The sequence below is a fragment of the Micromonospora sp. NPDC048835 genome (genome assembly GCF_040649995.1).
In the GTDB taxonomy this organism is placed as follows: Bacteria; Actinomycetota; Actinomycetes; order Mycobacteriales; family Micromonosporaceae; genus Micromonospora.
The window spans coordinates 218,021-240,056 of the sequence record NZ_JBEZGM010000002.1; the positions used below are offsets into that span (position 1 = coordinate 218,021).

The 22,036-nt window shown below is 70.6% G+C and carries 22 protein-coding genes, 1 tRNA gene and 1 riboswitch; of the genes, 15 read left to right on the forward strand and 8 right to left on the reverse strand.

What is annotated here, in order from left to right:
- The first annotated feature begins 26 nt into the window (after positions 1-26).
- The 9 genes from AB0C15_RS03480 (at position 27) to AB0C15_RS03520 (ending at position 6,957) form a co-directional block, all read left to right on the forward strand.
- The gene (locus AB0C15_RS03480; RefSeq protein WP_357348245.1) at positions 27-521 is read left to right on the forward strand and encodes a GNAT family N-acetyltransferase; all 495 of its coding nucleotides are present in this window, start codon (positions 27-29) and stop codon (positions 519-521) included.
- A 180-nt stretch (positions 522-701) separates the two neighbouring features.
- Positions 702-1,070, forward strand: coding sequence for a hypothetical protein (locus AB0C15_RS03485; RefSeq protein ID WP_357348247.1), 369 nt, complete (start codon positions 702-704; stop codon positions 1,068-1,070).
- 77 nt (positions 1,071-1,147) lie between these two features.
- Positions 1,148-1,852 carry a dihydrofolate reductase family protein gene (locus tag AB0C15_RS03490; protein WP_357348249.1) on the forward strand — a complete coding sequence of 235 codons (705 nt, stop codon included), beginning with the start codon at positions 1,148-1,150 and terminating at the stop codon, positions 1,850-1,852.
- Between the two features lie 32 nt (positions 1,853-1,884).
- Complete coding sequence (locus AB0C15_RS03495) at positions 1,885-2,529, forward strand: dihydrofolate reductase family protein (RefSeq protein ID WP_357348251.1); 645 nt, start codon at positions 1,885-1,887, stop codon at positions 2,527-2,529.
- Between the two features lie 219 nt (positions 2,530-2,748).
- Entirely contained in the window at positions 2,749-3,543 is a 795-nt protein-coding gene (locus tag AB0C15_RS03500) for a hypothetical protein (protein ID WP_357348252.1), read from the forward strand.
- Positions 3,533-3,886, forward strand: a complete 354-nt coding sequence (locus AB0C15_RS03505; protein ID WP_357348254.1) for a transcriptional regulator — start codon at positions 3,533-3,535, stop codon at positions 3,884-3,886. Before AB0C15_RS03500 ends, AB0C15_RS03505 begins: the two co-directional genes overlap by 11 nt.
- A 96-nt stretch (positions 3,887-3,982) precedes the next feature.
- Complete coding sequence (locus tag AB0C15_RS03510) at positions 3,983-4,486, forward strand: SigE family RNA polymerase sigma factor (protein WP_357348256.1); 504 nt, start codon at positions 3,983-3,985, stop codon at positions 4,484-4,486.
- Positions 4,483-5,871, forward strand: a complete 1,389-nt coding sequence (locus AB0C15_RS03515; protein ID WP_357348258.1) for a hypothetical protein — start codon at positions 4,483-4,485, stop codon at positions 5,869-5,871. The genes AB0C15_RS03510 and AB0C15_RS03515 overlap by 4 nt, the downstream gene beginning before the upstream one ends.
- 147 nt (positions 5,872-6,018) lie before the next feature.
- Positions 6,019-6,957, forward strand: coding sequence for an LD-carboxypeptidase (locus AB0C15_RS03520; RefSeq protein WP_357348680.1), 939 nt, complete (start codon positions 6,019-6,021; stop codon positions 6,955-6,957).
- 145 nt (positions 6,958-7,102) lie between these two features.
- On the opposite strand, the gene AB0C15_RS03525 is transcribed toward AB0C15_RS03520, so the two are convergent.
- Both AB0C15_RS03525 and AB0C15_RS03530 read right to left on the reverse strand, forming a co-directional pair.
- Positions 7,103-7,176, reverse strand: a tRNA-Gly gene (locus AB0C15_RS03525).
- A gap of 262 nt (positions 7,177-7,438) precedes the next feature.
- Positions 7,439-7,996, reverse strand: coding sequence for a pyridoxamine 5'-phosphate oxidase family protein (locus tag AB0C15_RS03530; RefSeq protein ID WP_357348261.1), 558 nt, complete (start codon positions 7,994-7,996; stop codon positions 7,439-7,441).
- 96 nt (positions 7,997-8,092) lie between these two features.
- On the opposite strand from AB0C15_RS03530, the gene dcd reads away from it, so the two are divergent.
- The gene (gene dcd / locus AB0C15_RS03535; RefSeq protein ID WP_030332009.1) at positions 8,093-8,671 is read left to right on the forward strand and encodes a dCTP deaminase; all 579 of its coding nucleotides are present in this window, start codon (positions 8,093-8,095) and stop codon (positions 8,669-8,671) included.
- A 59-nt stretch (positions 8,672-8,730) separates the two neighbouring features.
- Here dcd and AB0C15_RS03540 read toward each other — a convergent pair whose 3' ends face one another.
- Positions 8,731-9,771: an NlpC/P60 family protein gene (locus AB0C15_RS03540; RefSeq protein ID WP_357348262.1), complete on the reverse strand. Its 1,041-nt coding sequence runs from the start codon at positions 9,769-9,771 to the stop codon at positions 8,731-8,733.
- 13 nt (positions 9,772-9,784) lie between these two features.
- A riboswitch (cyclic di-AMP (ydaO/yuaA leader) is annotated at positions 9,785-9,920 on the reverse strand.
- A gap of 235 nt (positions 9,921-10,155) precedes the next feature.
- Between AB0C15_RS03540 and AB0C15_RS03545 the strand changes: the two genes are divergently transcribed.
- Positions 10,156-12,135, forward strand: coding sequence for a peptidoglycan recognition family protein (locus AB0C15_RS03545; RefSeq protein WP_357348265.1), 1,980 nt, complete (start codon positions 10,156-10,158; stop codon positions 12,133-12,135).
- A gap of 56 nt (positions 12,136-12,191) precedes the next feature.
- Here AB0C15_RS03545 and AB0C15_RS03550 read toward each other — a convergent pair whose 3' ends face one another.
- The 5 genes from AB0C15_RS03550 to AB0C15_RS03570 all read right to left on the reverse strand — a co-directional run bounded on the left by AB0C15_RS03550 (position 12,192) and on the right by AB0C15_RS03570 (position 18,471).
- Positions 12,192-13,205, reverse strand: coding sequence for an NlpC/P60 family protein (locus tag AB0C15_RS03550; RefSeq protein ID WP_357348267.1), 1,014 nt, complete (start codon positions 13,203-13,205; stop codon positions 12,192-12,194).
- Between the two features lie 164 nt (positions 13,206-13,369).
- Complete coding sequence (locus tag AB0C15_RS03555) at positions 13,370-14,374, reverse strand: hemolysin family protein (RefSeq protein WP_357348268.1); 1,005 nt, start codon at positions 14,372-14,374, stop codon at positions 13,370-13,372.
- Positions 14,367-15,692, reverse strand: coding sequence for a hemolysin family protein (locus AB0C15_RS03560; protein WP_357348270.1), 1,326 nt, complete (start codon positions 15,690-15,692; stop codon positions 14,367-14,369). Before AB0C15_RS03560 ends, AB0C15_RS03555 begins: the two co-directional genes overlap by 8 nt.
- Before the next feature lie 105 nt (positions 15,693-15,797).
- Positions 15,798-17,996: a (Fe-S)-binding protein gene (locus tag AB0C15_RS03565; RefSeq protein WP_357348272.1), complete on the reverse strand. Its 2,199-nt coding sequence runs from the start codon at positions 17,994-17,996 to the stop codon at positions 15,798-15,800.
- A 211-nt stretch (positions 17,997-18,207) separates the two neighbouring features.
- Positions 18,208-18,471, reverse strand: a complete 264-nt coding sequence (locus AB0C15_RS03570; protein ID WP_030331997.1) for a cell division protein CrgA — start codon at positions 18,469-18,471, stop codon at positions 18,208-18,210.
- Between the two features lie 221 nt (positions 18,472-18,692).
- Between AB0C15_RS03570 and AB0C15_RS03575 the strand changes: the two genes are divergently transcribed.
- From AB0C15_RS03575 to AB0C15_RS03590, 4 genes are read left to right on the forward strand one after another with little or no spacing between them, the layout of a single operon-like run.
- Positions 18,693-19,493, forward strand: coding sequence for a DUF881 domain-containing protein (locus AB0C15_RS03575; protein ID WP_357348274.1), 801 nt, complete (start codon positions 18,693-18,695; stop codon positions 19,491-19,493).
- Positions 19,490-21,064: a class E sortase gene (locus tag AB0C15_RS03580; protein WP_357348276.1), complete on the forward strand. Its 1,575-nt coding sequence runs from the start codon at positions 19,490-19,492 to the stop codon at positions 21,062-21,064. The genes AB0C15_RS03575 and AB0C15_RS03580 overlap by 4 nt, the downstream gene beginning before the upstream one ends.
- A 4-nt stretch (positions 21,065-21,068) precedes the next feature.
- On the forward strand, positions 21,069-21,347 hold the full coding sequence (locus tag AB0C15_RS03585; RefSeq protein ID WP_357348279.1) for a hypothetical protein: 279 nt from the start codon (positions 21,069-21,071) through the stop codon (positions 21,345-21,347).
- A gap of 2 nt (positions 21,348-21,349) precedes the next feature.
- The gene (locus AB0C15_RS03590) at positions 21,350-22,000 is read left to right on the forward strand and encodes an aminodeoxychorismate/anthranilate synthase component II (RefSeq protein WP_357348281.1); all 651 of its coding nucleotides are present in this window, start codon (positions 21,350-21,352) and stop codon (positions 21,998-22,000) included.
- Positions 22,001-22,036: the final 36 nt, after the last annotated feature.

Below are 22,036 nucleotides of genomic sequence, written 5' to 3' on the forward strand. Positions count from 1 at the left end.
GACAGCCGGGCCCTAGCATCACGCCCATGCAGGAGATCGGGCCAGCCGTGCGAGCGGCGAGGCTTTCCGACGTGCCGGCGCTTGTCGAGTTACGCCTGGCGAACGCCGAAGCGCACCTCGCCCTCGACCCCGACGTCTACCGCCTGCCGCAGCGCGAGGCGGTCGTCGCGCACTTCACCGCCCTCCTCAGCGACGCGACCAGCCGGGACGCGGTTCTCGTCGCGGAGCAGGACGGGCAGGTCGTCGGGATGGTCGAGGTGCTTCGCCTGCCCGAGCCGCCCGCGCACCAGATCCTCCGCCCCGAGCCCTCGGCACAGGTCCACACGGTGGTGCTCGACGAGGTCCGGGGTCGTGGGGTCGGCTCCGCGCTGCTCGACGCGGCGGACCGGTGGGCGGCCGAGCACGGGCTCTCCTACCTGTCGGCGGGCATCCACCACCAGAACGCCGACGCGGTGCGCTTCTACCGCCGCCACGGCTACGCACCGTCCGGCACCTCATGGGTCAGGCGACCCGCCGGTTGAGGCTGATGTCCGGGGGCACCATCGCGTTCCTCATCCGGGCCGGTACGGGTCTGCGGATCTAAACGGCGACCGGCGACTGGAAGCCCTAGATCTACAGCTGCGACCAGCCCGTACCCTCCGGGGATGCCCGCCGAAGCGACTGCCGCCCACGCATCCCCGGATCGGACGCGTCGAGTCCGCATGATCCGCACGGTGGCGTTGCTGGTCGGGGTGGTCGTTCCGTCTCTCATTGTTCGCGAGCTGGTCGAGGCCCGGTTCGGCCGCGGGCCGCTGGCCGACGTCAGCGCGGTCGCGGTGCCGATGGCGGCGACCGCGTGGCTCGCGCCGTACGCCTCCTACCGGCGGCGCGACGCCCTGCTCTGGCTGGTCGGTCCGGGCATCTACGTTTTCACGGTGATCGCCTGGCGGGTGGCCCTCGCGCCCTACCGGGACTGGACGCCCCGCCCGGAGGAGAAGCCCCGGGTGCGCTGGTCACGCGACCCGGAACACGCCAGGACGTGGCACCTGACCGAGCCAGAAGGTGACGCGGGTCACACTGCTCTCCGGTAGGGGATCCCCGGTCGGCTCCGACCCCTCGGGGAGCGGCACCCAGGCGGGGTTGTCGCCCGAGGAGAGGACCAGGCGCGATGACGAAGGTGACCGCACAGCTGTCGGTGTCGGTGGACGGCTTCTACGCCGGCCCACGCTTCGACGGGGCCGGCAACTGGATGGACTCGACGGAGAGCGCGAAGTTCTTCCGGGTCACCCGCTGGGCGACCGAGGCCGCGGCCTGGCGGGAACGGCAGGGCTTCGCCGGCGGGGAGCAGGACACCGACTCCGAGGTGATCGCCGAGTCGTTCGCCGCGGCCGGTGCGTACGTGATGGGGCGCCGGATGGCCGACGGAGGCGAAATCCCCTGGGGTGAGGAGCCGCCGTTTCGCGCGCCGGTCTTCGTCGTCACCCACCGACCCCGCCAGCGCCTGGTGAGGGAGGGCGGCACCAGCTTCACCTACGTCACCGATGGCGTGGCCAGCGCCGTCGAGCAGGCGCGCGCCGTGGCCGGGGGCAAGAACGTCGCGGTCGCCGGGGGCGGCAGCCTGGTGCGCCAGGTGCTCAGGGCCGGCCTGCTCGACGAGTTGGAGCTGCACGTCGTACCCGTGGTGCTCGGCACCGGGCTGCGGCTCTTCGACGCGGACCTCGACCTCGGCGACCGGGAAGGGATCGAACTGACGCCGACCCGCGTCCTCGCCACCGGGCAGGTGACCCACATCCGGTACGCGGTGCGCGGCCGCGCACCGCTCGTGCTCGACGACCGGGGCAGCGGTGGCGGCCCGACGGTGACTGCGAACTGATCCACGGCCCATCGAAGGAAGAGAGGAACACCATGCCGCAGCTGTTGCGGGTGCAGTGCTTCAACGTTTCGCGGGACGGGTTCGGCACCGGCGAGGGGCAGAGCCTGGAGCGGCCCTTCGGCCACGCGGACCCCACCCCGCTGTTCTCCTGGCGTGCCGCCACCGCCAGTTTCGTGTACCGCACCGAGCCGGGCGGCACCCGTGGCCTGGACGACTACCTGACCCGCGACGCCGAGTGCAACATCGGGGCGGAGATCATGGGGCGGAACAAGTTCGGCCCCCAGCGTGGCCCCTGGGAGAACCATGACTGGCAGGGGTGGTGGGGGGACAACCCACCGTTCCACACCCCGGTCTTCGTGCTCACCCATCACTTGCGGCCGTCGTTCAGCCTGTCCGACACCACGTTCCATTTCCGCGATGTCAGCCCGGCCGAGGCACTGGCCGAGGCGAAGCAGGCGGCCGACGGTCGAGACGTACGCCTCGGTGGCGGGGTGGCGACCATCCGCGAGTTCCTCGAGGCCGACCTGGTCGACACGATGCACATCGCCGTAGCGCCCGTCGACCTCGAACGGGGCGAGCGTCTGTGGAACAGCCCCACGGAACTGCTCGACCGCTTCCACCTCGAGTCGGTGCCCAGCCCCAGCGGGGTCACCCACCTCCTGTTCTGGAGGCGATGACAGCGCTCGCCTTCCAGATCTTGGACAGTCTCCGTTACGCCGGCGGGACGGAAACTGTCCAAGATCTGGACGCTCTCAGGGGGCCCGGCCAGCAGACGGTTGCCGTCCGGGTCGGTGACCCGCGCCGACCGCCCACCCCGGGACGGTCGATCCCCCGCAGATGCCGTCACCTCGGTGAAACTCTTGCGCAAATTGATTTGCGATGCAAACCTATTGGTAATGCAGCGCACGGAGAACAGTGTGGGAGGCATCATGCCGGACCGGCCCAGCACCGCACCGAACAGCGGCAACACACCTGAAGAGCTGCTGGCATCGGTGACCGCCCTCCGGCGGCGTACCCGGGCCGTCCGCAACGCCTACTGGCTACCGCTGCTGCTGTTCGCTCTCCTGACCGCGGTGGCCGCACCCCTGTACGTCGAGTCGGTCGAACCGATCGCGCTGCGGGTCGGGCAGGACAACCCGCCACTGACCGGCCTGGGTGGAGACTTCCTCGAACGCTCGGCCACCCTCGGCTGGTACTGGTTGGCGGCACTCATCGGTGGCTACCTGCTCAGCCTCTGGTGGTACCGGTGGCATGGTGTGCGGGTGGGCGTCCAGACACCGGCTCGGCCGTACGTCATCGCCGGCATCGTGGGCACCCTGGTCGGGCTCGTGCTGCCGATCGTCCTGCGCCACCTGCTGCTCAACAGCGCGACGGCGATCTCGAACGGGACCAGTTGGGCAACCACGCCACTGCTGGGCGTATCCGATCGCGGCATGCTTCCGCACCTGGTCATCGCGGTGGGCCTGCTGGTCCTGGCCCGCCTCGAACGCAGCCGCGGCCTGACGATCGTGGCGGCGGCCTACACCGCGGCGGTCGTCCTCGTGAACGTCTACTTCCAGACCGCGAACTTCCAGCCAGGGGACCTGAACCGCCACAGCTTCATGCTGGCGGCCCTGCTGCCCGCACCGATCCTGCTCGTCGGCGGCGGCATCGCCCTCCTCAACACGATCAGGGGTCGGCGTGAGCAGTGAGGCGGAGGCCCCCGACCCCGGGCACGGTGGCCACCCGACGAACGGGCTCAGCGACACCGTCCACCAACGCAACCGGCTCGGCATCCTCACCATCGCGGCGGAGGCCGAGCGGGTGGAGGTCGCCTACCTGCGCAACGCCCTCGAACTCACCGCCGGCAACCTCTCCCGCCACCTCGCCGTGCTCGAGGAGGCCGACCTGATCCAGCTCGAGCGGGGCTACCACGGCCGCCGGCCCAAGACCTGGATCAGGATCACCGAGCACGGGCAGGCGGCGCTTGCCGCCGAGATCAGCGCGCTGCGGGAACTTCTCCGACGTCACCAGGAGTTCCGGGCCGCCACCTGAGCGGCCAGCCGGTGCGACGGTGCCCGCGCCGAACAGGTGAACCCGACCTCAACCATTCCCGCGCGGGGCGGCGTTCTACCTGTCGAGGGGGTGGGGATGACCGAGACGTTCCACGAGTTCGTCGTGCACCGCACCCCTGCGCTGTCCCGGACGGCCTACCTGCTCACCGGCGACCACCACCTCGCCGAGGATCTGTTGCAGGGCGCGCTGGCCCGGTCGTACCGGCACTGGCGGCGCATTCGCGACGGCGACCCCGAGGCGTACGTACGACGGGTGATGTACCACCAGCAGGTCTCCTGGTGGCGACGTCGTCGGCTGACCGAGCGCCTGGAGGCGCAACCCACCGACCGGCCCGGCGACGACCACTCCGAGTCGACCGCGCTGCGGTTGAGCCTGGTGAACGCTCTGCGCGGGCTCACCCCTCGTCAGCGCGCCGTGATCGTGCTGCGCTTCTACGAGGACCTGACGGAGGCCCAGGCCGCCGAGGTGCTCGGTTGCTCCGTCGGCACCGTGAAGCGGCACGGCCACGACGCCATCCGCCGGCTGCGCGCGACGGCCCTCGACCTGATCGACCCGACGGTGGACAGGAGCCAGCAGTGACCGCCCGACTCCGCGAGACGCTGCACGCCGTCGCGGCGGACGTCCCCAGCTACCCGGTATACGAACGAGCGCTCACCACCGCCCGCCGAACCCGCCGTCGGGCCGTCGCCGCCGCCGTCGTGGTGCTCGTACTCGTCGCGCTGACCGGGGCTGTGCTCCCGCTGACGCGTACACCTGCCGTGGATCCGGCGGCCGGCGCGGACGCCGCGCTGCCCGACCGGATCGCGCTGCCCCCGCTCGGGACGCTGCACGCCACCGACCGACCCCGACTCGGGCCGGCATCGGTCATCTTCAGTGGTCAGGCGTCACGTCTTCAGGGCTGGGACGAGGACGGGATCGTCGGTGTGGTCAGCGCCGACTCCGACCGCTACCGGATCTTCTCGATGGGTTACGAGGCACCCGTCGGCGAGCAGGTGCTCCTCTCCCCGGACGGCCGCTACGTGGCCCGGCCCGCCGGCCTATCCGAGGACCGCCGGGTCGACATCATCGACCTCGTCGCCGGCCGTACCCGGCAACTGCGTAGCAAGGTCGCCGACAGCGTGGGGACGACCCCTTTGGCCTGGTCCCCGGACGGCAGGCAACTGGTGGTCGACGACAGCGTGCCGACCGACCCGATGCGCAGCAGCTACCGGCAGGTGCTGAGCATCGTCACGCTTGACGGTGAACGCTGGACCCAGTTGGCGGATGGTGCCCAACAGCCGATCTTCGGCTCGCCCGTCGCCTTCGCCCCCGGGGGTGAACGGGTCGCGTACCAGATCGGTCGGACCGTGACCGTCGCCGCCACGGACGGCCGCAGCGTCTCCACTTTCGAGCTGCCCGACGAGAGTTGGCTGGCCGGCAAGGGGGCCTGGACGACCGACGGAGCGTTGACGCTGATCAGCCGGAAGCCCGGCAGCACCGACTGGAACCTGCGCCGGGTGGACCCCGCCACCGGCCGGGACACCGCACCGCTACCCCTGCCCGTTGTCACCGGGGTGACCACCATCCGACTGCTCGGCTGGGGCCCGGACGGGTCCGCGCTGGTGGTCGCCTACCAGCCCGAACCCCTCAGCCCGGACCGGTTCGACCAGCCGCTGGAGCTGGACCAGCGCACCGCCTACCCCAATGTGCGCAGCGTACGGGTGCTGGCCCTGACACCCGCCGTCACCGCACCACGAACCCTGATGACCGCTCCGGAGCAGATCCTCGCCGTCGACGTCGCCGACAACGTGATCAACGGCGGACGCACCCGCGACGCGACCCCGCCCGGCGGGGTCGGTGGTCGATTCTGGGCGTGGGGGATTCTGATCACCCTCGTGATCGCCAGCATCGCCGTCTACCGCAGTCGCAACGGGCTGGTGCTCTGGCTCGACGACCGGCGTGTGAAGCGGGCGCGTCCGAAATGAGATGCGCACCGACCGATACACCGGTTGGATCTCGACATGGAGCATGAGCTTGTTCGTCCTCGGAAAGCCCGCCCGGGTGACCACCTCGCGGTCCTCTCGCCCTCCTTCGCTGCGCCCGGTGCCTATCCGGGGATCCACGAGCAGGCCATGCGACGGCTCGCCGACCTGACCGGCCTCGTTCCGGTCGAATACCCCACCACCCGGCAGGTGGGTGCGAGCGCGGCGGCGCGGGCGGCGGACATCAACGCCGCCTTCGCGGACCCGCAGGTACGCGGCATTCTCGCCGTCATCGGCGGCGACGACCAGATCACTGTCATCCCGCACCTGGACGCCGACCTGGCCCGAGCCGACCCGAAGCCGTTCCTCGGCACCAGCGACAACACCAACCTGCACCACTGGCTCTGGGGCCTCGGCATCGCCAGCTTCTACGGCGGGTCCTCCCAGGTGCACCTCGGCCCCGGGCCGGCGGTCGACGACGTCCACGTCCGGTCGCTGCGAGCGGCGTTGCTCACCGGGGAGCGGCTGGAGATCACCGATCCGGGTGAGTCCGAGGACGTCGGGCTCGACTGGGCCGACCCGCAGGCACTGAAGTCCTTCGGAGAGCGCGAACCGACCGAGCCGTGGAGTTGGCACGGGCCCTCCCGCACGGTCACCGGGCGCACCTGGGGTGGCTGCCTGGAGGTCATCCAGTGGATCCTGACGGCGGGGCGCTTCCCGTTCCCACCTGACGTTCTGCACGGCGGGGTGCTGATCATCGAGACGTCAGAGGAGCTTCTCCCGGCCCGCGAGGTCGGCTGGATCGTCCGATCACTTGGTGAGCGTGGTCTCCTCAGCGCCGTCGACGCGGTCCTGGTCGCCCGCCCGCCGACCTCCGACCACACCCGCCGCCCCTCGACGGCAGACCGGGCACGGCTACGCGAGCAGCAGCGCGACACCGTCGTCGACGTGGTGACCCGCTACAACCCCGAGGCGGTCGTCTGCGTCGGCGTGCCGTTCGGTCACACCCGACCGCAGTGGATCCTCCCGCACGGCGGCCCGGTCACCGTCGACGGCGTGGAACGCCGAATCTTCGCCGACTACCGGTAGGGCGCCACGCCGAGTCCGGCGCGTACCGGGGCTTCGGGGAGGAGCGACCTTGCGACACGCCGGCTGACGGCAGGTGGCGTGGTCCTTGACCGTGGAACATCGAAGGCCCTGGCTGGGACTGACGTCCTGGCCAGGGCCTTCGCGGTGGAGCGGGTGACGGGAATCGAACCCGCACTGTCAGCTTGGGAAGCTGATGTTCTGCCATTGAACTACACCCGCAAGCGGCACCACTGTACCCGAGTCGTCGAGCCTCTGCACCCAGGCACCCCCTGCCGGCCGCTGCTACGCGCGTACCGTTCCGCCCGGCTCGGACCGGTTGATCCACTCGGTTTTCTGAAAGTCGGGGCATCCGAGGCGCCGGGACACCGCGGCTTCACCGAATCCGAGTTGATCATCGCAGGCGGCGGGCGGGCTGGGGCGCACTCCGGACGCCGGCTCCGTCATGACGGAGCCGGCGCCGGTGGTCTTCCGGGAGGCGTGGTCAGGCGGCGGTGCACTGGACGTCACGGCTGAGGCGGGTCGGGCGCGTCGACGGGACGGCCAGAGGGGTGGCCACCGCCGACGGGGCGTTTGGGTCGAGCCACACCCGGACGGCCGGCTGGCCCGACGCGAGGCCCGGAATGCCGGCGATGTGCTGCTCGCGGCGGGTGAGCATCGCCACGTCGACGGTGAACTCGAAGAGCCGCCAGTCGACCTGCGGCTCGGCCCGGGCACCCTGCGCCAGCCGCGCGATCCGCGCGGGGTCGGTAACCGGACGGGCGCGCCCCGCCACGTACGCCTCGTCGTCGCTCTCCTCAGCGGGGAACGAGTGCAGCGCGTAGCGGCCGTCACGTTCGAGGTCACGACGCTTGGGCGAGTCGATGACGAAGCAGAACAGCCCCTCGGCGGTGATCACCGGGGAGACCGGATGGACGCGGGGCCCGCCGTCGGCACGGACCGTGGCCAGATAGCCGAAGCCCGGCCCGTACTGCTGAAGGAGAACGCGGATCCCGTCGGCGAGTCGGGGCTCGTCGGCGGCGAATTCGGACCAGGAAGCCATGTGGGCATTCTATCGAACAAATGTACGAGCAGCGACCTCGACGCGCTGGTCACCGGCACCGAATCCAGCCGTCTCCGGGAAGGCTATGGTTGTCCGATGCTGCTCTCCGACCGCGACCTGGTCTCCGAGATCAAGGCCGGCACGCTGGGCCTGGAGCCGTTCGAGCCCACTCTGGTCCAACCCTCCAGCATCGACGTCCGACTCGACCGGCTGTTCCGGGTCTTCAACAACCACCTTTACACCCACATCGACCCCGCGATGCAGCAGGACGACCTGACCTCGGCGGTCGAGGTCCCCGACGGCGAGCCGTTCGTGCTGCACCCGGGGGAGTTCGTGCTCGCCTCGACGCTCGAGGTCATCTCGCTCGGTGACCAGCTCGCCGGCCGACTTGAGGGCAAGAGCTCCCTGGGCCGGCTCGGGCTGCTCACGCACTCCACCGCCGGTTTCATCGACCCGGGCTTCTCCGGTCACGTGACGCTGGAACTCTCGAACGTGGCCAACCTGCCGATCACCCTGTGGCCGGGCATGAAGATCGGGCAGCTCTGCATCTTCCGGCTCTCCTCGCCGGCCGAGCACCCGTACGGCTCGGTGGTCTACGGCTCGCGCTACCAGGGCCAGCGCGGGCCGACGCCCAGCCGCGCCTGGCAACACTGGCGCACCTGGCCGACCCGCTAGAACCAGGGACGACGAGGGCCCGCCGCGACGGATCGCGGCGGGCCCTCGGTCACCCGGGGTCAGCCGGGGCGTCCGTAGCTGTGGATCGGGCCGTCGTCGACCTTCTTCATCTTGACCGGTTGACCTGCCTGCGAGGCGTGCACCACCCAGCCGCCGCCGACGTACATGCCGACGTGGTGGATGTCGCTGTAGTAGAAGACCAGATCACCGGGGCGCAGGTCACCCCTGCTGACGTTCTTCGTGACGCGGCTCTGCGCGGCGGCGTTGTGCGGCAGCGACACGCCGGCCTTGGCCCAGGCGGCGAGCATCAGCCCGGAGCAGTCGTACGAGTTCGGACCCTCGGCACCCCAGACGTAGGGCTTGCCGATCTGGGCGCAGGCGAACTTGACCGCGGTGCCCGCGCCGCCGCCGGGGTAGCTGCCCGGGCAGGGCGCCGGGCGCAGCGGACCGCCGCCGCCGCTGCCGTACACCTTGAGGCGCAGCTTCTGCAGGCGGTCGATCTCTTCGTTGATCTGCTTCTTCTTCGCCGCCAACTGCGCTTCGGTGCGGGTCAGTTGGGCCACCATCTCGTCCAGCGGGGCCTTCTGCGCGGCCAGCTTGTCGCGCAGGTCGGCCACCTGGCGTACGTCCTTCTGCTGGTTGTGCGCGAAGCGGTCGAGCATTTCGAGCTGGTCGACCACCTCGCTCGGCGACCGGCTGCCCAGCACCGCGTTGACGGTCGAGACGTTCTCACCCTTGTAGGCGCGCACGGCCAGGGCGCTGACCTTGTCCATCGCGGCGTCGACCTGACGCTCCAGCGGGGTGATCCGGGCGGCCAGCGCGTCGGCCTGCTTGCGTTTCGCGGCGAGGTCGGTGCGGGTGGCGTTGTGCCGTTCGATGATCGGTTCGAGCTTGTTCCAGTCGGCGTCGATCTGGCGCTCGATCTCGGCGACCGACGGGTCGGCGTGGGCTGCCGTGGCGCTGCCGGTCAGGACGACGGCGACGCCGGCCAGCGCGGCGAGGGCGGTGGTGAAGCGGGACCAGCGTGGGCGCGGCACGATCGTCGCCGGGCCGGCTGTTGCCGACCGCTCGGACGACGGCCGCGGGGCATGGAGTGCCACCGGGGTTCCGTACTCCTTCTTCCTGACCGCCTACCGGGTTAGCTGACGGGTTCGGGCGGGAAGTCGGCGCCCTACCGCAGTGGCTGCGGATTCACCCCGAGGGACCTGGGTCCCCGGTTCGCTCGGAAACGACTCGGCGGTGTCGGTCCGTTACCGCCCGGGCTGAGCGGAGCTGCTGTCGGGCCGACGAATGACCAGAGTAGAGACGCTTGTTACCGATCCGCAACCCGCGCGGCCGTGACACTCCGTACCGATTGGAGGAGGTCACTGAAGGTACGTGAAAAAATTCTTCCAGATACTTCGATAGATGGAAAGGTATTGACGCAACCTCCCGGGCGGCGCGATGGTGACCTGACCGCACTCCGCGAGAATCTAGGGGGTTCGATGCACCATCCAACCCTGTCGACCGGCGCGCGAGCGCTGCTCGCCGCCACCGTGGTCGCCGCCGCGACCACGGTTCCGCTCACCGTCGGCCCGGCCGCCGCCGCGCCCACGACCACCCGTCAGCAGCAGTACGCCGCCGCGGCGACCGAGTACGGCGTGCCCGCCGTCGTGCTGCTCGGCGTCTCCTTCCTGGAGTCGCGCTGGGACACCAACGCCGGCACACCGAGCACCAGCGGCGGCTACGGCCCGATGCACCTGACCGATGCGCGGCACGTGGCCGCCCTACCCGGGCGCGGTCACCACGACGCCGGTGCCGAGGATCCCCGCGGCGACGACTCTCGTGCCGCCCGGGTGCCCGCCCCCCGGCCGGTCGAGCCTTCCGCGCCGGCTGCCGCCGCGTTGCAGACCGTGGACGCCGCCGCCACGCTCACCGGTGCCACCCCCGAGGCACTGCGCACCGACCCGGGCCTCAACATCCGGGGTGGGGCCGCGCTGCTCGGCGCGTACCAGAGGGATCTGGGCGCTCCGGTCGGTGCCGGCACCGACCCGGCGGCCTGGTACGGCGCGGTGGCCCGCTACTCCGGCGCGGACAGCGCCGACGCCGCGGCGGCCTTCGCCGACGAGGTGTTCACCACCATCGGCGCGGGCGAGTCCCGGGTGACCGACGACGGCCAGCGGATCACCCTGGCGGCCCGCGCGGTGCGGCCCGAGCGTTCCTGGTTGGACCGCCTGGGCCTGCGCCGACTCACCCGCCCGGACGGAGTGGAGTGCCCGCGCACCATCTCCTGTGAGTGGATCCCGGCGCCCTACGAGGCGTTCGGCGAGGACTACGGCAACCACGACCTCTCCGACCGGCCCGCGCGGCAGAAGATCGAGTACATCGTCATCCACGACACCGAGGCGAGTTGGGCGACGACCCTGCAACTCGTCCAGGACCCCACCTACGTGAGCTGGCACTACTCGCTGCGCTCGGTCGACGGGCACATCGCCCAGCACGTCAAGACGAAGGACGTCGGCTGGCACGCCGGCAACTGGTACGTCAACGCGAAGGCGATCGGGTTGGAGCACGAGGGCTTCGCGGCGCAGGGCACCTGGTACACCGAGGCGATGTACCGGACCTCGGCGAAGCTGGTCCGGCATCTGGCGCTGCGGCTGGGCATCCCACTTGACCGTCAGCACATCATCGGCCACGACAACGTGCCCGGCACCATCCCCTCGACAGTGCGGGGAATGCACTGGGACCCGGGCCCGTACTGGGACTGGACGCACTACTTCGACCTGCTGCACGCCCCTCGGCTGGACACCGGCACCCCGGCCACCGGAATGGTCCGGATCGATCCCGACTACGCCACCAACCGGCCGGCCCTCACCGACTGCGTCACCGTGGGGGTGCCCTGCACGCCGCGCGGCTCCTCGGCGGTGGTCCTGCGCAGCGCACCGTCGGCGGACGCGCCGCTCGTCAACGACATCGCGCTGCGTCCGGACGGCACCCCGAACACGATGGTCGTGTCGGACCACGGGGCCCGGGCATCCGCCGGGCAGACCTACGCGCTGGCCGGGCGGCAGGGCGACTGGACGGCGATCTGGTACCTCGGGCAGCGGGCCTGGTTCCACAACCCGACGTCCGCGCCGACCGCAAGCTGGACCGTCGGCGTGGTGGCCACGCCGAAGCCCGGCCGAACCACGATCCCGGTCTACGGACGGGCGTACCCGGAGCAGTCGGCGTACCCCGACGGAGTGCCCTACCAGGCGATCTCGCCGCTGCAGTACACCCTGGCCGCCGGGCAGCGGTACGCCGTCGGCGCGGTGCTGGCCGGCGAGTACTACCGGGCCAGCACGTTCGACGGTTCCTCGCCCGGCGACTGGACGGTGATCCGCGGCAAGAACCGTTACGCGCAGATCCAGTTCGGCCACCGGATCATGTACGTCGACCTCGCCGACGTGCGGCTGCTGCCGTCCCCGGTGGGCGCGCCCCGCTGAAGAACCACGACGGCCCCCGGTCGGTGACCGGGGGCCGTCGCGTCGTACGAGGTGGATCAGCCGGGTCTGCGGAACCCGGCGATGGGCATGGTGGTGATGCTCGACACCTGCACCGGTTTGCCGGCACGTGGTGCGTGCACCATCTGGTTGTTGCCGAGGTACAGCCCGACGTGACTCAGGCCGGAGAAGAAGAAGACCAGGTCACCGGGGCGAGCGTCGGCCCGCGAGACGGCCTTGCCCTCGTTCCACTGGTCACCGGTGTGGTGGGTGAGGTAGATGCCGGCCGCCTTGTAGGCGAACTGGGTCAACCCCGAGCAGTCGAACGAGTTCGGCCCGGTGGCACCCCAGACGTACGGCTTGCCGACCTTGCCGCAGGCCGTCTTGATGGCGGTGCGGGCCGCCGCGCTGACCACTCCGTTGATGGTCGGGCAGGCCGCGGTCACCACCGTGGTCTTCGGCATCGACGCCTCGAGCTTCTTGATCTCCCCGTCGATCTGCTTCTTCTTGGCCGCCAGATCGTTCTGCTGCTTGGTCTGGGTGACGATCAGCGCGTCGAGCTTCTGCTTCTCGCCGTCGTACTTGGCCCGCACGGCCAGCACACCCTCGACCTCCTTGCGCTCCTGCGAAGCGAGCCGGTCGAGGATGGTGAGCTGCTCGGTGAGCGTGTCCGGCTTGGCGCTGACGAGCAGCGCGCCGATGTCGTGCGACGGGCCCGAGATGTAGTAGCGGGAGGCGAGGTCGCCGACCCGGTTGAGCGCCAGCTCGCTCTGCAGCGCCAGCGGCTCGATCTTCTTCTGCAGGTCCGCCGACTTCTTCCGGTTGACCTTCAACTGCGCCCGAACCTTGTTGTACTGCTCGATGGTGGGCTCCAACTGCTCCCACTTCTTGTCGATCTGCGCCTCGATCTCGTCGACCGTCGGCGCGGCATGTGCCGGCGCGGTCAGCAGACCGGCGCCGACCGCCGCGGCAGCGACCAGGACCAGCACCCGGTGGGCGGCGCGCCGCAGGCCACCGGAGCGAGCCGACGCAGACGGGTCGTGACGATGAGGGGGCATGGTTGCCACCGGCACCGACTCCTTTGCAACCGACCGCCGGGCGCCTCGCGTGAGGGAAGGGCCGAGGCAGACGACCCACAGCGGTCGGTGCCCCACATTAGGGAAGCTCGGAGCGGTAATCAAGGTGAGCGCAGTAACCATCACTGTCGTGCAACCGCTTGCACACCAAGGGTATTGATTTATGGACCAACGATTGCGGTCAATACATCGTCGAGGGTGACCACTCCGAGAGGCCGACGCCCGTCGCTGACCAGCACCATGTGTCGCCGTTCGCGACGCATGGCCAGCAGCAGATCGGCGAGCGTACGCTCCGGCGGTACCACCGCCAGCGGTCGGTAGACGCCGGCCGGCACCGGAGACCGGCGCCCCTGCCCGGCGTACCCGAGCACGTCCTTGACGTGCACGAACCCGAGCACCCGACGAGTCGACCGCTGGACCACCGGGAACCGGGACCGCCCGGTCCGGGTGGCCAGCACCTCGAGTGACGCCGGCGAGACGTCCTCGGCCACCGTCACCACCGTCGACCACGGTTGCAGCGCGTCCGCCGCCGTACGCGCGTGCAACGCCAGCGCGCCCGTGATCCGCGCGTGCTGCTCCGCGTCGAGCAAACCCTCGGTCCGCGCCTGGGAGACCAGACCTGCCAACTCCTCGGCGGTGAACACCGTCTTCACCGCCTCGGACGCCTCGATCCGCCAGAACGCGAGCACCCGCCGGGCCGCCCATTTCATCGCGAGCAACAACGGTTTGGTGGCGACGCAGAATGCCAGCATCGCCGGGCCGAGCCACAGCGCGGAGATCTCCGGACCGGCGAGCGTGATGTTCTTCGGCACCATCTCGCCGACGACCGTGTGCAGGAAGACCACCACGCCGAGCGCCAGCACGAACGCCACCGGGTGCACCGCCCGCTCCGGCAGGCCGACCGCGTGGAACGGCGGCTCCAGCAGGTGCGCCAGCGCCGGTTCGGCGATCGCGCCCAGACCCAACGAGCAGACCGTGATGCCGAGTTGGGCACCGGCAATCATCAACGGGATCTGGTTCATCGCCGACAACGCCAGGCGGGCGCGTTTCGACCCGACGGCCAGCGGCTCGATCACCGTCCGGCGGGACGCGATGAGCGCGAACTCGCTGCCCACGAAGAACCCGTTGCCGAGCAGCAGCAGCACGGTCACCAGCAGTTCAGTCATCGTCGTCCGGATCCGCCGGGCGCAACACCCGAACCTGCTCGATCCGGTGCCGCTCCACCTCGACGACCGTGAACTCCCAGCCGTCCGTCTCGACCGTCTCGCCGGGGAGCGGGATGTGCCCGAGCTGAGCCATCAGAAACCCGGCCAGGGTCTCGTACGGCCCCTCGGGCAGGCGGAAGCCGGTCTGCTCGGCCACCTCGTCGGAGCGGAGCACACCGTCGACGAGCACGGTGCGCTCGCCGCCCGGCACGGTCAGCTCGACCGACGCGTCGTCGTCCACGCTCGCCGGGTCGAACTCGTCGGCGATCTCCCCGACCAGCTCCTCGACGAGGTCCTCGACGGTCACCACGCCGTCCGTGCCGCCGTACTCGTCGACCACGATGGCCAGGTCGGCTCCGGCCGCCTTCAGCGCGGCCAGCACGCCGTCCAGGTTCAGACTCTCCGGCACGTACACCGGCTCGCGAGCCACCGCACCGACAGTCGTCGACGCCCGGTCGGCTAGCGGCACGCCCAGGGCGTCGGGCACACCAGCCACGCCGGTCACCAGGTCCAGGGTCTCCTCGTACACCGGGAACCGCGTCCGCCCGGTCCGCCGCGACTGCTCCAGCAGCTCGGCGACGGTGGCCGTGACGCGCAGCGCGACCACGTCCACCCTGGGGGTCATCGCCTCCGCGGCCCGCTTGTCGCCGAAGCGGATGGTGCGGCGCAGCAGCATCGCGGTGTCCGTGGGCAACGCGCCGGCACGGGCCGAGATGCCGGCCAGCAGGCCCAGCTCCTCCGGCGAACGGGCGCTTGCCAACTCCTCCTGCGGCTCCACACCGAGCGCCCGGACCAGTCGGTTCGCCGAGTCGTTCAACCCTCGGATCACCCAGCCGAGAGTCCGGGAGAAGGTGCGCATCGGACCGGCCGTGGCCAGTGCCGCCGGCATCGGCCGGGCCAGCGCGGCGTTCTTCGGCACCAACTCGCCGAAGAGCATCGAGATCAGCGTGGCCAGGGCCAACGCGAGGAACGGGGTGATCCGCCCGGTGTTGTCACCGGCCAACGGGTGCAGCAGCGGGGTGAAGAGCCGCGCCAGGGCCGGCTCGGCCAGGTAGCCGGTGAGCAGCGCGGTGATGGTGATGCCGAGCTGCGCCCCGGAGAGCTGGAAGGAGAGTTCGCGCAACGCGGCGCGTACCGTCAGGGCGGCCTGGTCGCCCGCGGCGGCCCGCCGATCGATCTCCGGCCGGTCCACTGTGACCAGTGCGAACTCGGCCGCGACGAAGAACGCGTTGCCCGCGGTCAGGGCTACGAAGCCGACCAGGGGCAACAGCGTCGTCAAGAGTAGGCCGTCGATGTCGCCTCACCTCGGCGAGATTCTTGCACGACGGCGGTGGCCCTCAGGGGGCCACCGCCGTCGATGTCACAGAACCCGGGGGTACGCGACTCAGCCGCCGATCGGCGCGGTCTCCCTGCCGCCCTGCGGCTGCTCGGGCTTGACCGAACGGAGCAGCACACTTGCCACGTCGATCACCTCGACCTGCTCGCCGGCGCCCTTACCGTTGACCCCGTCGTTCAGCATGGTCGAGCAGAACGGGCAACCGACCGCCACCGTCTTCGCCCCGGTGGCCATGGCCTCCTCGACCCGGTCCACGTTGATCCGCTTGCCGATCTTCTCTTCCATCCACATCCGGGCACCGCCGGCACCACAGCAGAAGGAGCGCTCGCTGTTTCGCGGCATCTCGGTCAGGTCACCCGCGATGGAGTCGCCGAGGACCTCCCGCGGGGCCGCGAAGACCCGGTTGTGCCGGCCCAGGTAGCAGGGGTCGTGGTAGGTGACGCCACCGTCGACCGGCTGCACCGGCGTGAGCTTGCCGGTGGCGACCAGGTGCGCCAGCAGTTGGGTGTGGTGGACCACCTCGAACTCGCCGCCGAGCTGCCCGTACTCGTTGCCAAGGGTGTTGAAGCAGTGCGGGCAGGTCGCGACGATCTTGCGCTTGGCCTTGTCCCGGCCTTCGAACGCCTCGTTCAGGGTCTCCACGTTCTGCTGGGCGAGCATCTGGAAGACGAACTCGTTGCCGATGCGTCGCGCCGGGTCGCCGGAGCAGGTCTCGCCCTCGCCCAGGATCGCGAACGACACGCCCGCCTCGTTGAGCAGGGTGGCCACCGCCCGGGTGGTCTTCTTGGCCCGGTCCTCGAACGCACCGGCGCAGCCGACCCAGAACAGGTACTCGAAGTCGTCCACCTCGCCGACCCGGGGCACCTCGAAGTCCAGGCCCTTGGTCCAGTCCTCGCGGGTGTTCTGCGGAGCCCCCCACGGGTTGCCCTTGTTCTCCAGGTTGCGCAGCATCACGCCGGCCTCGGAGGGGAAGCTCGACTCGATCAACACCTGGTAGCGGCGCATGTCGACGATGTGGTCCACGTGCTCGATGTCCACCGGGCACTGCTCGACGCAGGCACCGCAGGTGGTGCAGGACCACAGCACGTCCGGGTCGATGACGCCGCCCTCCTCGGCGGTGCCGATCAACGGCTTGTCGGCCTCGGCGAGGGCCAGCACGTCCAGGTGGGCGAGCTGCGCCTGGGTGGCCTTCTCCTCACCGGTCAGGTCCTTGCCGCCGCCGGCCAGCAGGTAGGGCGCCTTCGCGTACGCGTGGTCACGCAGGCTCAGCACGAGCAGCTTGGGTGACAGGGGCTTGCCGGTGTTCCAGGCCGGGCACTGCGACTGGCAGCGACCGCACTCGGTACAGGTGCTGAAGTCCAGCAGACCCTTCCAACTGAACTGCTCGACGTGGGCGACGCCGAACTGGTCCTTCTCCGGGTCCGCCTCCTCGAAGTCGAGCGGCTTGCCCTGGCTCGTCATCGGGCGCAGCGGGCCGAGACCGGAACCGGCCGGCTTGGCCGGCTCACGCTTGAAGAAGATGTTGGGGAACGCCAGGAAGCGGTGCCAGGCGACGCCCATGGTGACATTCAGGGAGATCACGATCAGCCAGGTCATCGAGATGGCGATCTTGATCAGCGCGGCGACGCTGGCCCCGTCCGACCAGTTCGGCAGCACCGCGCCGACCGCGTGGCTGACCGGGGTGGCCCACAGCGGGTACTCGAAGTGGTCGGTGGCGACCTTGAAGCCGCGGATCAGCAGCCCGAAGATCAGGACCAGCAGCACGATCCACTCGACGAAGTAGCCCTGCCACATGGTCGAGCCGGTGAACCGGGACCGCCCGCCGGGCCGGTTCGGCCGGTTGCGCAGTCGGATCACCATCAGCACCACGATGCCGATCAGGCCCAGCACGGTGATGATCTCGGTGGCCAACCCGAAGACGGTCCAGTGCCCGATGATCGGTAGCCCGCCGGTCGGGGTGACCACCTCGAAGTACGCCTCGAGCACGAGCAGCGACAGCACGACGAAGCCGACCATCACGAACCAGTGCGCGGCACCCACCACGCCCCACTTGAGCATCCGGGTGTGGCCAGCCGTCTCCACGAGCATCGTCCTGGCCCGGGTGACCTTGTCGCTGAACCGCTCCGGCGCGGGTTGCCCGAGCCGGATGACTGCCACCATCTTCTGGACCGCACGCACCGCAAGCCACACCGCCACGGCGGTGATGGCGGCCGCGAGGATCGTGGTGACGATCTGGACGCTGCCCATCGAGTTGGCCTCCCCGGTCTGCTGCCTGATGACCTCGCACCAGCTCGGTCATGCAGTGCAGCCTACGCGAAGGTTACCCAGCGGTAACGTGAGTCATCTCGCAGTAGGCCACGCTGCCTGCGGACACCATAGGGGCCCCCACCCGGTCCTGCCGGGCAGGGGGCTCGACGGGGTGACGTGGGACCGTCGACGAGGCGGCGGTCGAGGCGAGTCAGCGCCAGCGGGAGAGCAACGCCAGCGAGGCGACCATCGCGCCGAAGCCGACGGCGAGGTTCCAGTAACCCCACGCCATGACCGGGTACTCCTGCTCGGACAGGTAGTAGAGCACCAGCCAGCCGATCCCGACGACGATCAGGGCGACCGCGGTGACCGGCAACCACACCGGGCTAGGCTTGCGCGACGACGCCGTCGTCGTCGGACGGACGTCCGTCGGCGGGGTGTACACCTTCTTCTTACGGACCTGAGACTTGGGCACGGCGCTCTCCAGAGGGGTGACGACCTCGTCCGGCCTGACAACCGGGCGCGGGGGCGACGGTCCATGGCCAATAATGTTCGAGAGCTAGCGTAGTCCCGATTGGCCGCCCGGACCACGAATGGGGTCAGGCCAGTGCACGGAGTGACCGAAAGAGGCGGGACTGTTCGCATCACCGGCGCAGCCGGCACGGACCGATCCCCGACACGCGGAAGGAACGCTCGGTGGAGTACACATCCGGCGCTACCTCCTGGCAGAAGGTCCTCCGACGGGCCGCCGCCGGGTTGCTGCCCCGGCGACCGCGTCAGCGCCGTCCCGGCTGGTCGATCGGGGTGCCCCTGATCGCCGCGGCGGCCGGTCTGCTCTTCACCACCACCGCGACCACCGCGGGCGGCACCGCTCTGCGGGAGGACCGGCGACCCCAGCTCAACCAGCTCATCGAGGACCGACGCGAGCAGGTCGCGGCAAGCGAACGTCGGGCCGCCACGCTGCGCGGCGAGGTCCAGCAGCGGACGAACACCCTGGCCGGCTCGGACGCCCCGATCAAGGAGCAGCAGAATCGCGCCCAGGGCAGCCTCCAGGACGCCGGGTTCACCGCTCTCAGCGGGCCCGGGGTCACCGTCGAGCTGAACGACGCCCCCCAGCTCGACCAGACCCAGTCGGACGCCAGCAACGACGACCTGGTGGTGCATCAGGGGGACGTGCAGGCGGTGGTCAACGCGCTGTGGGCCGGCGGAGCCGAGGCAATGTCAATCATGAACGTCCGCGTGCTCACCACCAGCGCGGTACGCTGCGTCGGTAACACCCTGCTACTTCATGGCCGGGTGTACTCCCCACCGTTCAAGATCGTAGCAATTGGCGATCCCGCTGCCCTCCAGCAGGCCCTCGCCAGCTCTCAGGGAGTCCGGTTGTTCAAGGACGCGGTCGACGACTACCAGCTCGGCTACAAGGAGACGCCCTCCACGGTGCGGGTTCCCGCATTCGAGGATTCCACCGCCCTGCGCTCGGCGACGGTGCCCAGGTGAGCGGGCCGGACGAGCGCCGCGACGGGCGGCACCGGGACCAGACCGACGAGCCGACCGCCTTCCTGCCCCCGCTCGACCGGCCCGAGTCGGCACCCGGCCGACCGACCTCGGCCGGCAACTGGCCCGAGCCGGTGCCACAGACTCCGCGTGCCGAGCAACCGACGCGGCCGAGCGCCAGCCGACCCGAGCCGACCGGCACCCCGGGCCGTCCGAGCGTCGAGGCCCCGCCGCCCTGGCCGGGCTCGGCGGCTGCCGCCCTGGGCCCGCACCGCGGCACCGGGGTTCCCCCCGCGACCACTCCCGGCCGCCCCACCGGCACCGACCAGGGCCCGGTTCGGCCCGCCACCCCCGGCAACGCCCCGACCCGACCTCCCGCGCCCAGCGCCGCGTCCACCCGACCGGCCGCGCCCAGCGCCGGCCCGACCCGCCCGCCGACCACCGGCAATCCGCCGGGCGCCGCCCCGACCCGTCCGGCCACGCCCGACGTACCGCCGATGCCGGCCCGGCCGACGACCTCCGGCACGCCGAGTCGGTCCGGCCCCTCGACCTCGCCGCTCGCCGACTCGCCGACCGCGTACATCCCGCAGCTCACCGCTCGGCCGGTACGCCCCACCAGCTCCCCGACCACCCCGGTCTCCCCGGCCGCCCCCGAGCGCGCCGCGGACCCGGCCGCCACCGCGCTGATTCCGGCCACGCCCGCCACCAGGCCCCCGAGCATGGACTCCACCGCGTTGATGGGTGCCGTCCCGCGCACGGCGGTCCCCGAGGAGCCGACCGGCGGCAACCCCGCCGACACTCCCCAACCCCGACGCGGCGAGCGGGTCGTCCAACTGCGGCCGCACCAGACCGGCGAGGGCTACAAGAGCGTCTACTCCGAGCTCACCCGCCCGTCATTCGGCTCGCGGCTGCGCACCGGCGTTCGCGTGACAGGTGAAGTCCTGATCACCTTCGGCCTGGTGGTCATGCTCTTCGCCGGCTACGAGGTCTGGGGCAAGTCGGCCATCGTCGACGCCCACCAGAACGACCTCACCAACGAGCTGGCGCAGGCGTGGGCCCCGAGCGACGACCCCACGGTCGCGCCGTCGGCGGGCCCGAGCGTCAAACCGTCCCCACCGGTACGCGGGAAGCCGCTCGCCGGCCTCTACATCCCCAAGCTGGACAAGAACTGGGTCGTCGTCGAGGGCGTCACCCAGGACGACATCCGCTTCGCCCCCGGCCACTACCCGACCAGCGCGCTCCCCGGCCAGGTCGGTAACTTCTCCGTCGCCGGGCACCGCAACCGGGCCACCTTCTGGCGGCTGGACGAGCTGGACGACGGCGACCCAATCGTGGTCGAGAGCAAGACCGACTGGTACGTCTACCGGGTGTCGCAGTCTCGAATCGTCCGGCCGACCCAGGTCGAGGTGGTGGCGCCGGTGCCCGGCGAGCCGGACAAGAAGGCGACCAAGCGGATGCTCACTCTGACCACGTGCAACCCGAAGTTCGACAACTACCAGCGCCTGATCATCCACGCCGAACTGGACCGGACCCAACCCAAGTCCGCGGGCCGCCCGGCGGAGCTGGGAGGCTGACCTGATGTACGCGTTCATCTGGCGCAAGCTGCCGTTCGGCGTGGTCGGCAAGTTGACCGGCTCGGTGCTGCTGCTGGCCGCCACGGTGGCCCTGCTGTGGTATGTCGCCTTCCCCTGGGCCGAGCCGCTGCTGCCCTTCGACGACGTGCAGGTCGAGTCCGGCGTACCCGCCGAGACGGGTGGGGGCGACCCGGTGACCGGGGACACCCCGGCCGGCGACGAACACGAACTGCCGTACGACACCGACCAGAACAACCCCGCGCCCCCCTCCCCGAGCAGGTGACCATGCGCGTCCTGGTGATCGACAACTACGACTCGTTCGTCTTCAACCTCGTGCAGTATCTGGGCCAGCTCGGCGTGGACTGCGAGGTCCGTCGCAACGACGAGATCGACCTCGCCGAGGTGGGCACGGTCGGCGCGGACGGCATCCTGCTCTCGCCTGGGCCGGGCAGCCCGGACCGCGCCGGCATCTGCCTCGACGTAATCCGCGAGTACGCGGGAAAGCTTCCGATCTTCGGTGTCTGCCTCGGCCACCAGGCGATCGGCGAGGCGTTCGGGGCGACCGTGACGCGCGCCCCGGAGTTGCTGCACGGGAAGACCTCAGAGGTGCGCCACAACTCGGCAGGCGTACTCGCCGGCCTGCCCGACCCGTTCACCGCGACCCGGTACCACTCGCTCGCCGTGCTACCCGAGACGCTCCCCGACGAGCTGGAGGTCACCGGCTGGACCGGCTCCGGCGTGGTGATGGCGATGCGGCACCGGACGCTGCCCATCGAGGGCGTCCAGTTCCACCCGGAGTCGGTGCTCACCGAGGGCGGTCACCTGATGCTTGCCAACTGGGTGGCCAGTTGCGGTCACCCCGAGGCGTTGGACCGCGCTCCCGCGCTCGCCGCCGAGGTCGACGCCCGCCGGCGCGCGGCCTTCGCCACCACCTGAGCGACCAACCGTCCGGGCCCGGGGGCAGCTGCCGGC

Coding starts and splice junctions, on each gene's coding strand:
- dcd (WP_030332009.1), top strand. CDS start 8,093: ATGCTGCTCTCCGACCGCGACCTGGTCTCCGAGATCAAGGCCGGCACG.
- AB0C15_RS03565 (WP_357348272.1), bottom strand. CDS start 17,996: ATGGGCAGCGTCCAGATCGTCACCACGATCCTCGCGGCCGCCATCACC.
- AB0C15_RS03590 (WP_357348281.1), top strand. CDS start 21,350: ATGCGCGTCCTGGTGATCGACAACTACGACTCGTTCGTCTTCAACCTC.
- AB0C15_RS03485 (WP_357348247.1), top strand. CDS start 702: ATGATCCGCACGGTGGCGTTGCTGGTCGGGGTGGTCGTTCCGTCTCTC.
- AB0C15_RS03585 (WP_357348279.1), top strand. CDS start 21,069: ATGTACGCGTTCATCTGGCGCAAGCTGCCGTTCGGCGTGGTCGGCAAG.
- AB0C15_RS03480 (WP_357348245.1), top strand. CDS start 27: ATGCAGGAGATCGGGCCAGCCGTGCGAGCGGCGAGGCTTTCCGACGTG.
- AB0C15_RS03530 (WP_357348261.1), bottom strand. CDS start 7,996: ATGGCTTCCTGGTCCGAATTCGCCGCCGACGAGCCCCGACTCGCCGAC.
- AB0C15_RS03510 (WP_357348256.1), top strand. CDS start 3,983: ATGACCGAGACGTTCCACGAGTTCGTCGTGCACCGCACCCCTGCGCTG.
- AB0C15_RS03500 (WP_357348252.1), top strand. CDS start 2,749: ATGCAGCGCACGGAGAACAGTGTGGGAGGCATCATGCCGGACCGGCCC.
- AB0C15_RS03555 (WP_357348268.1), bottom strand. CDS start 14,374: ATGACTGAACTGCTGGTGACCGTGCTGCTGCTGCTCGGCAACGGGTTC.
- AB0C15_RS03495 (WP_357348251.1), top strand. CDS start 1,885: ATGCCGCAGCTGTTGCGGGTGCAGTGCTTCAACGTTTCGCGGGACGGG.
- AB0C15_RS03490 (WP_357348249.1), top strand. CDS start 1,148: ATGACGAAGGTGACCGCACAGCTGTCGGTGTCGGTGGACGGCTTCTAC.
- AB0C15_RS03520 (WP_357348680.1), top strand. CDS start 6,019: ATGCGACGGCTCGCCGACCTGACCGGCCTCGTTCCGGTCGAATACCCC.
- AB0C15_RS03545 (WP_357348265.1), top strand. CDS start 10,156: ATGCACCATCCAACCCTGTCGACCGGCGCGCGAGCGCTGCTCGCCGCC.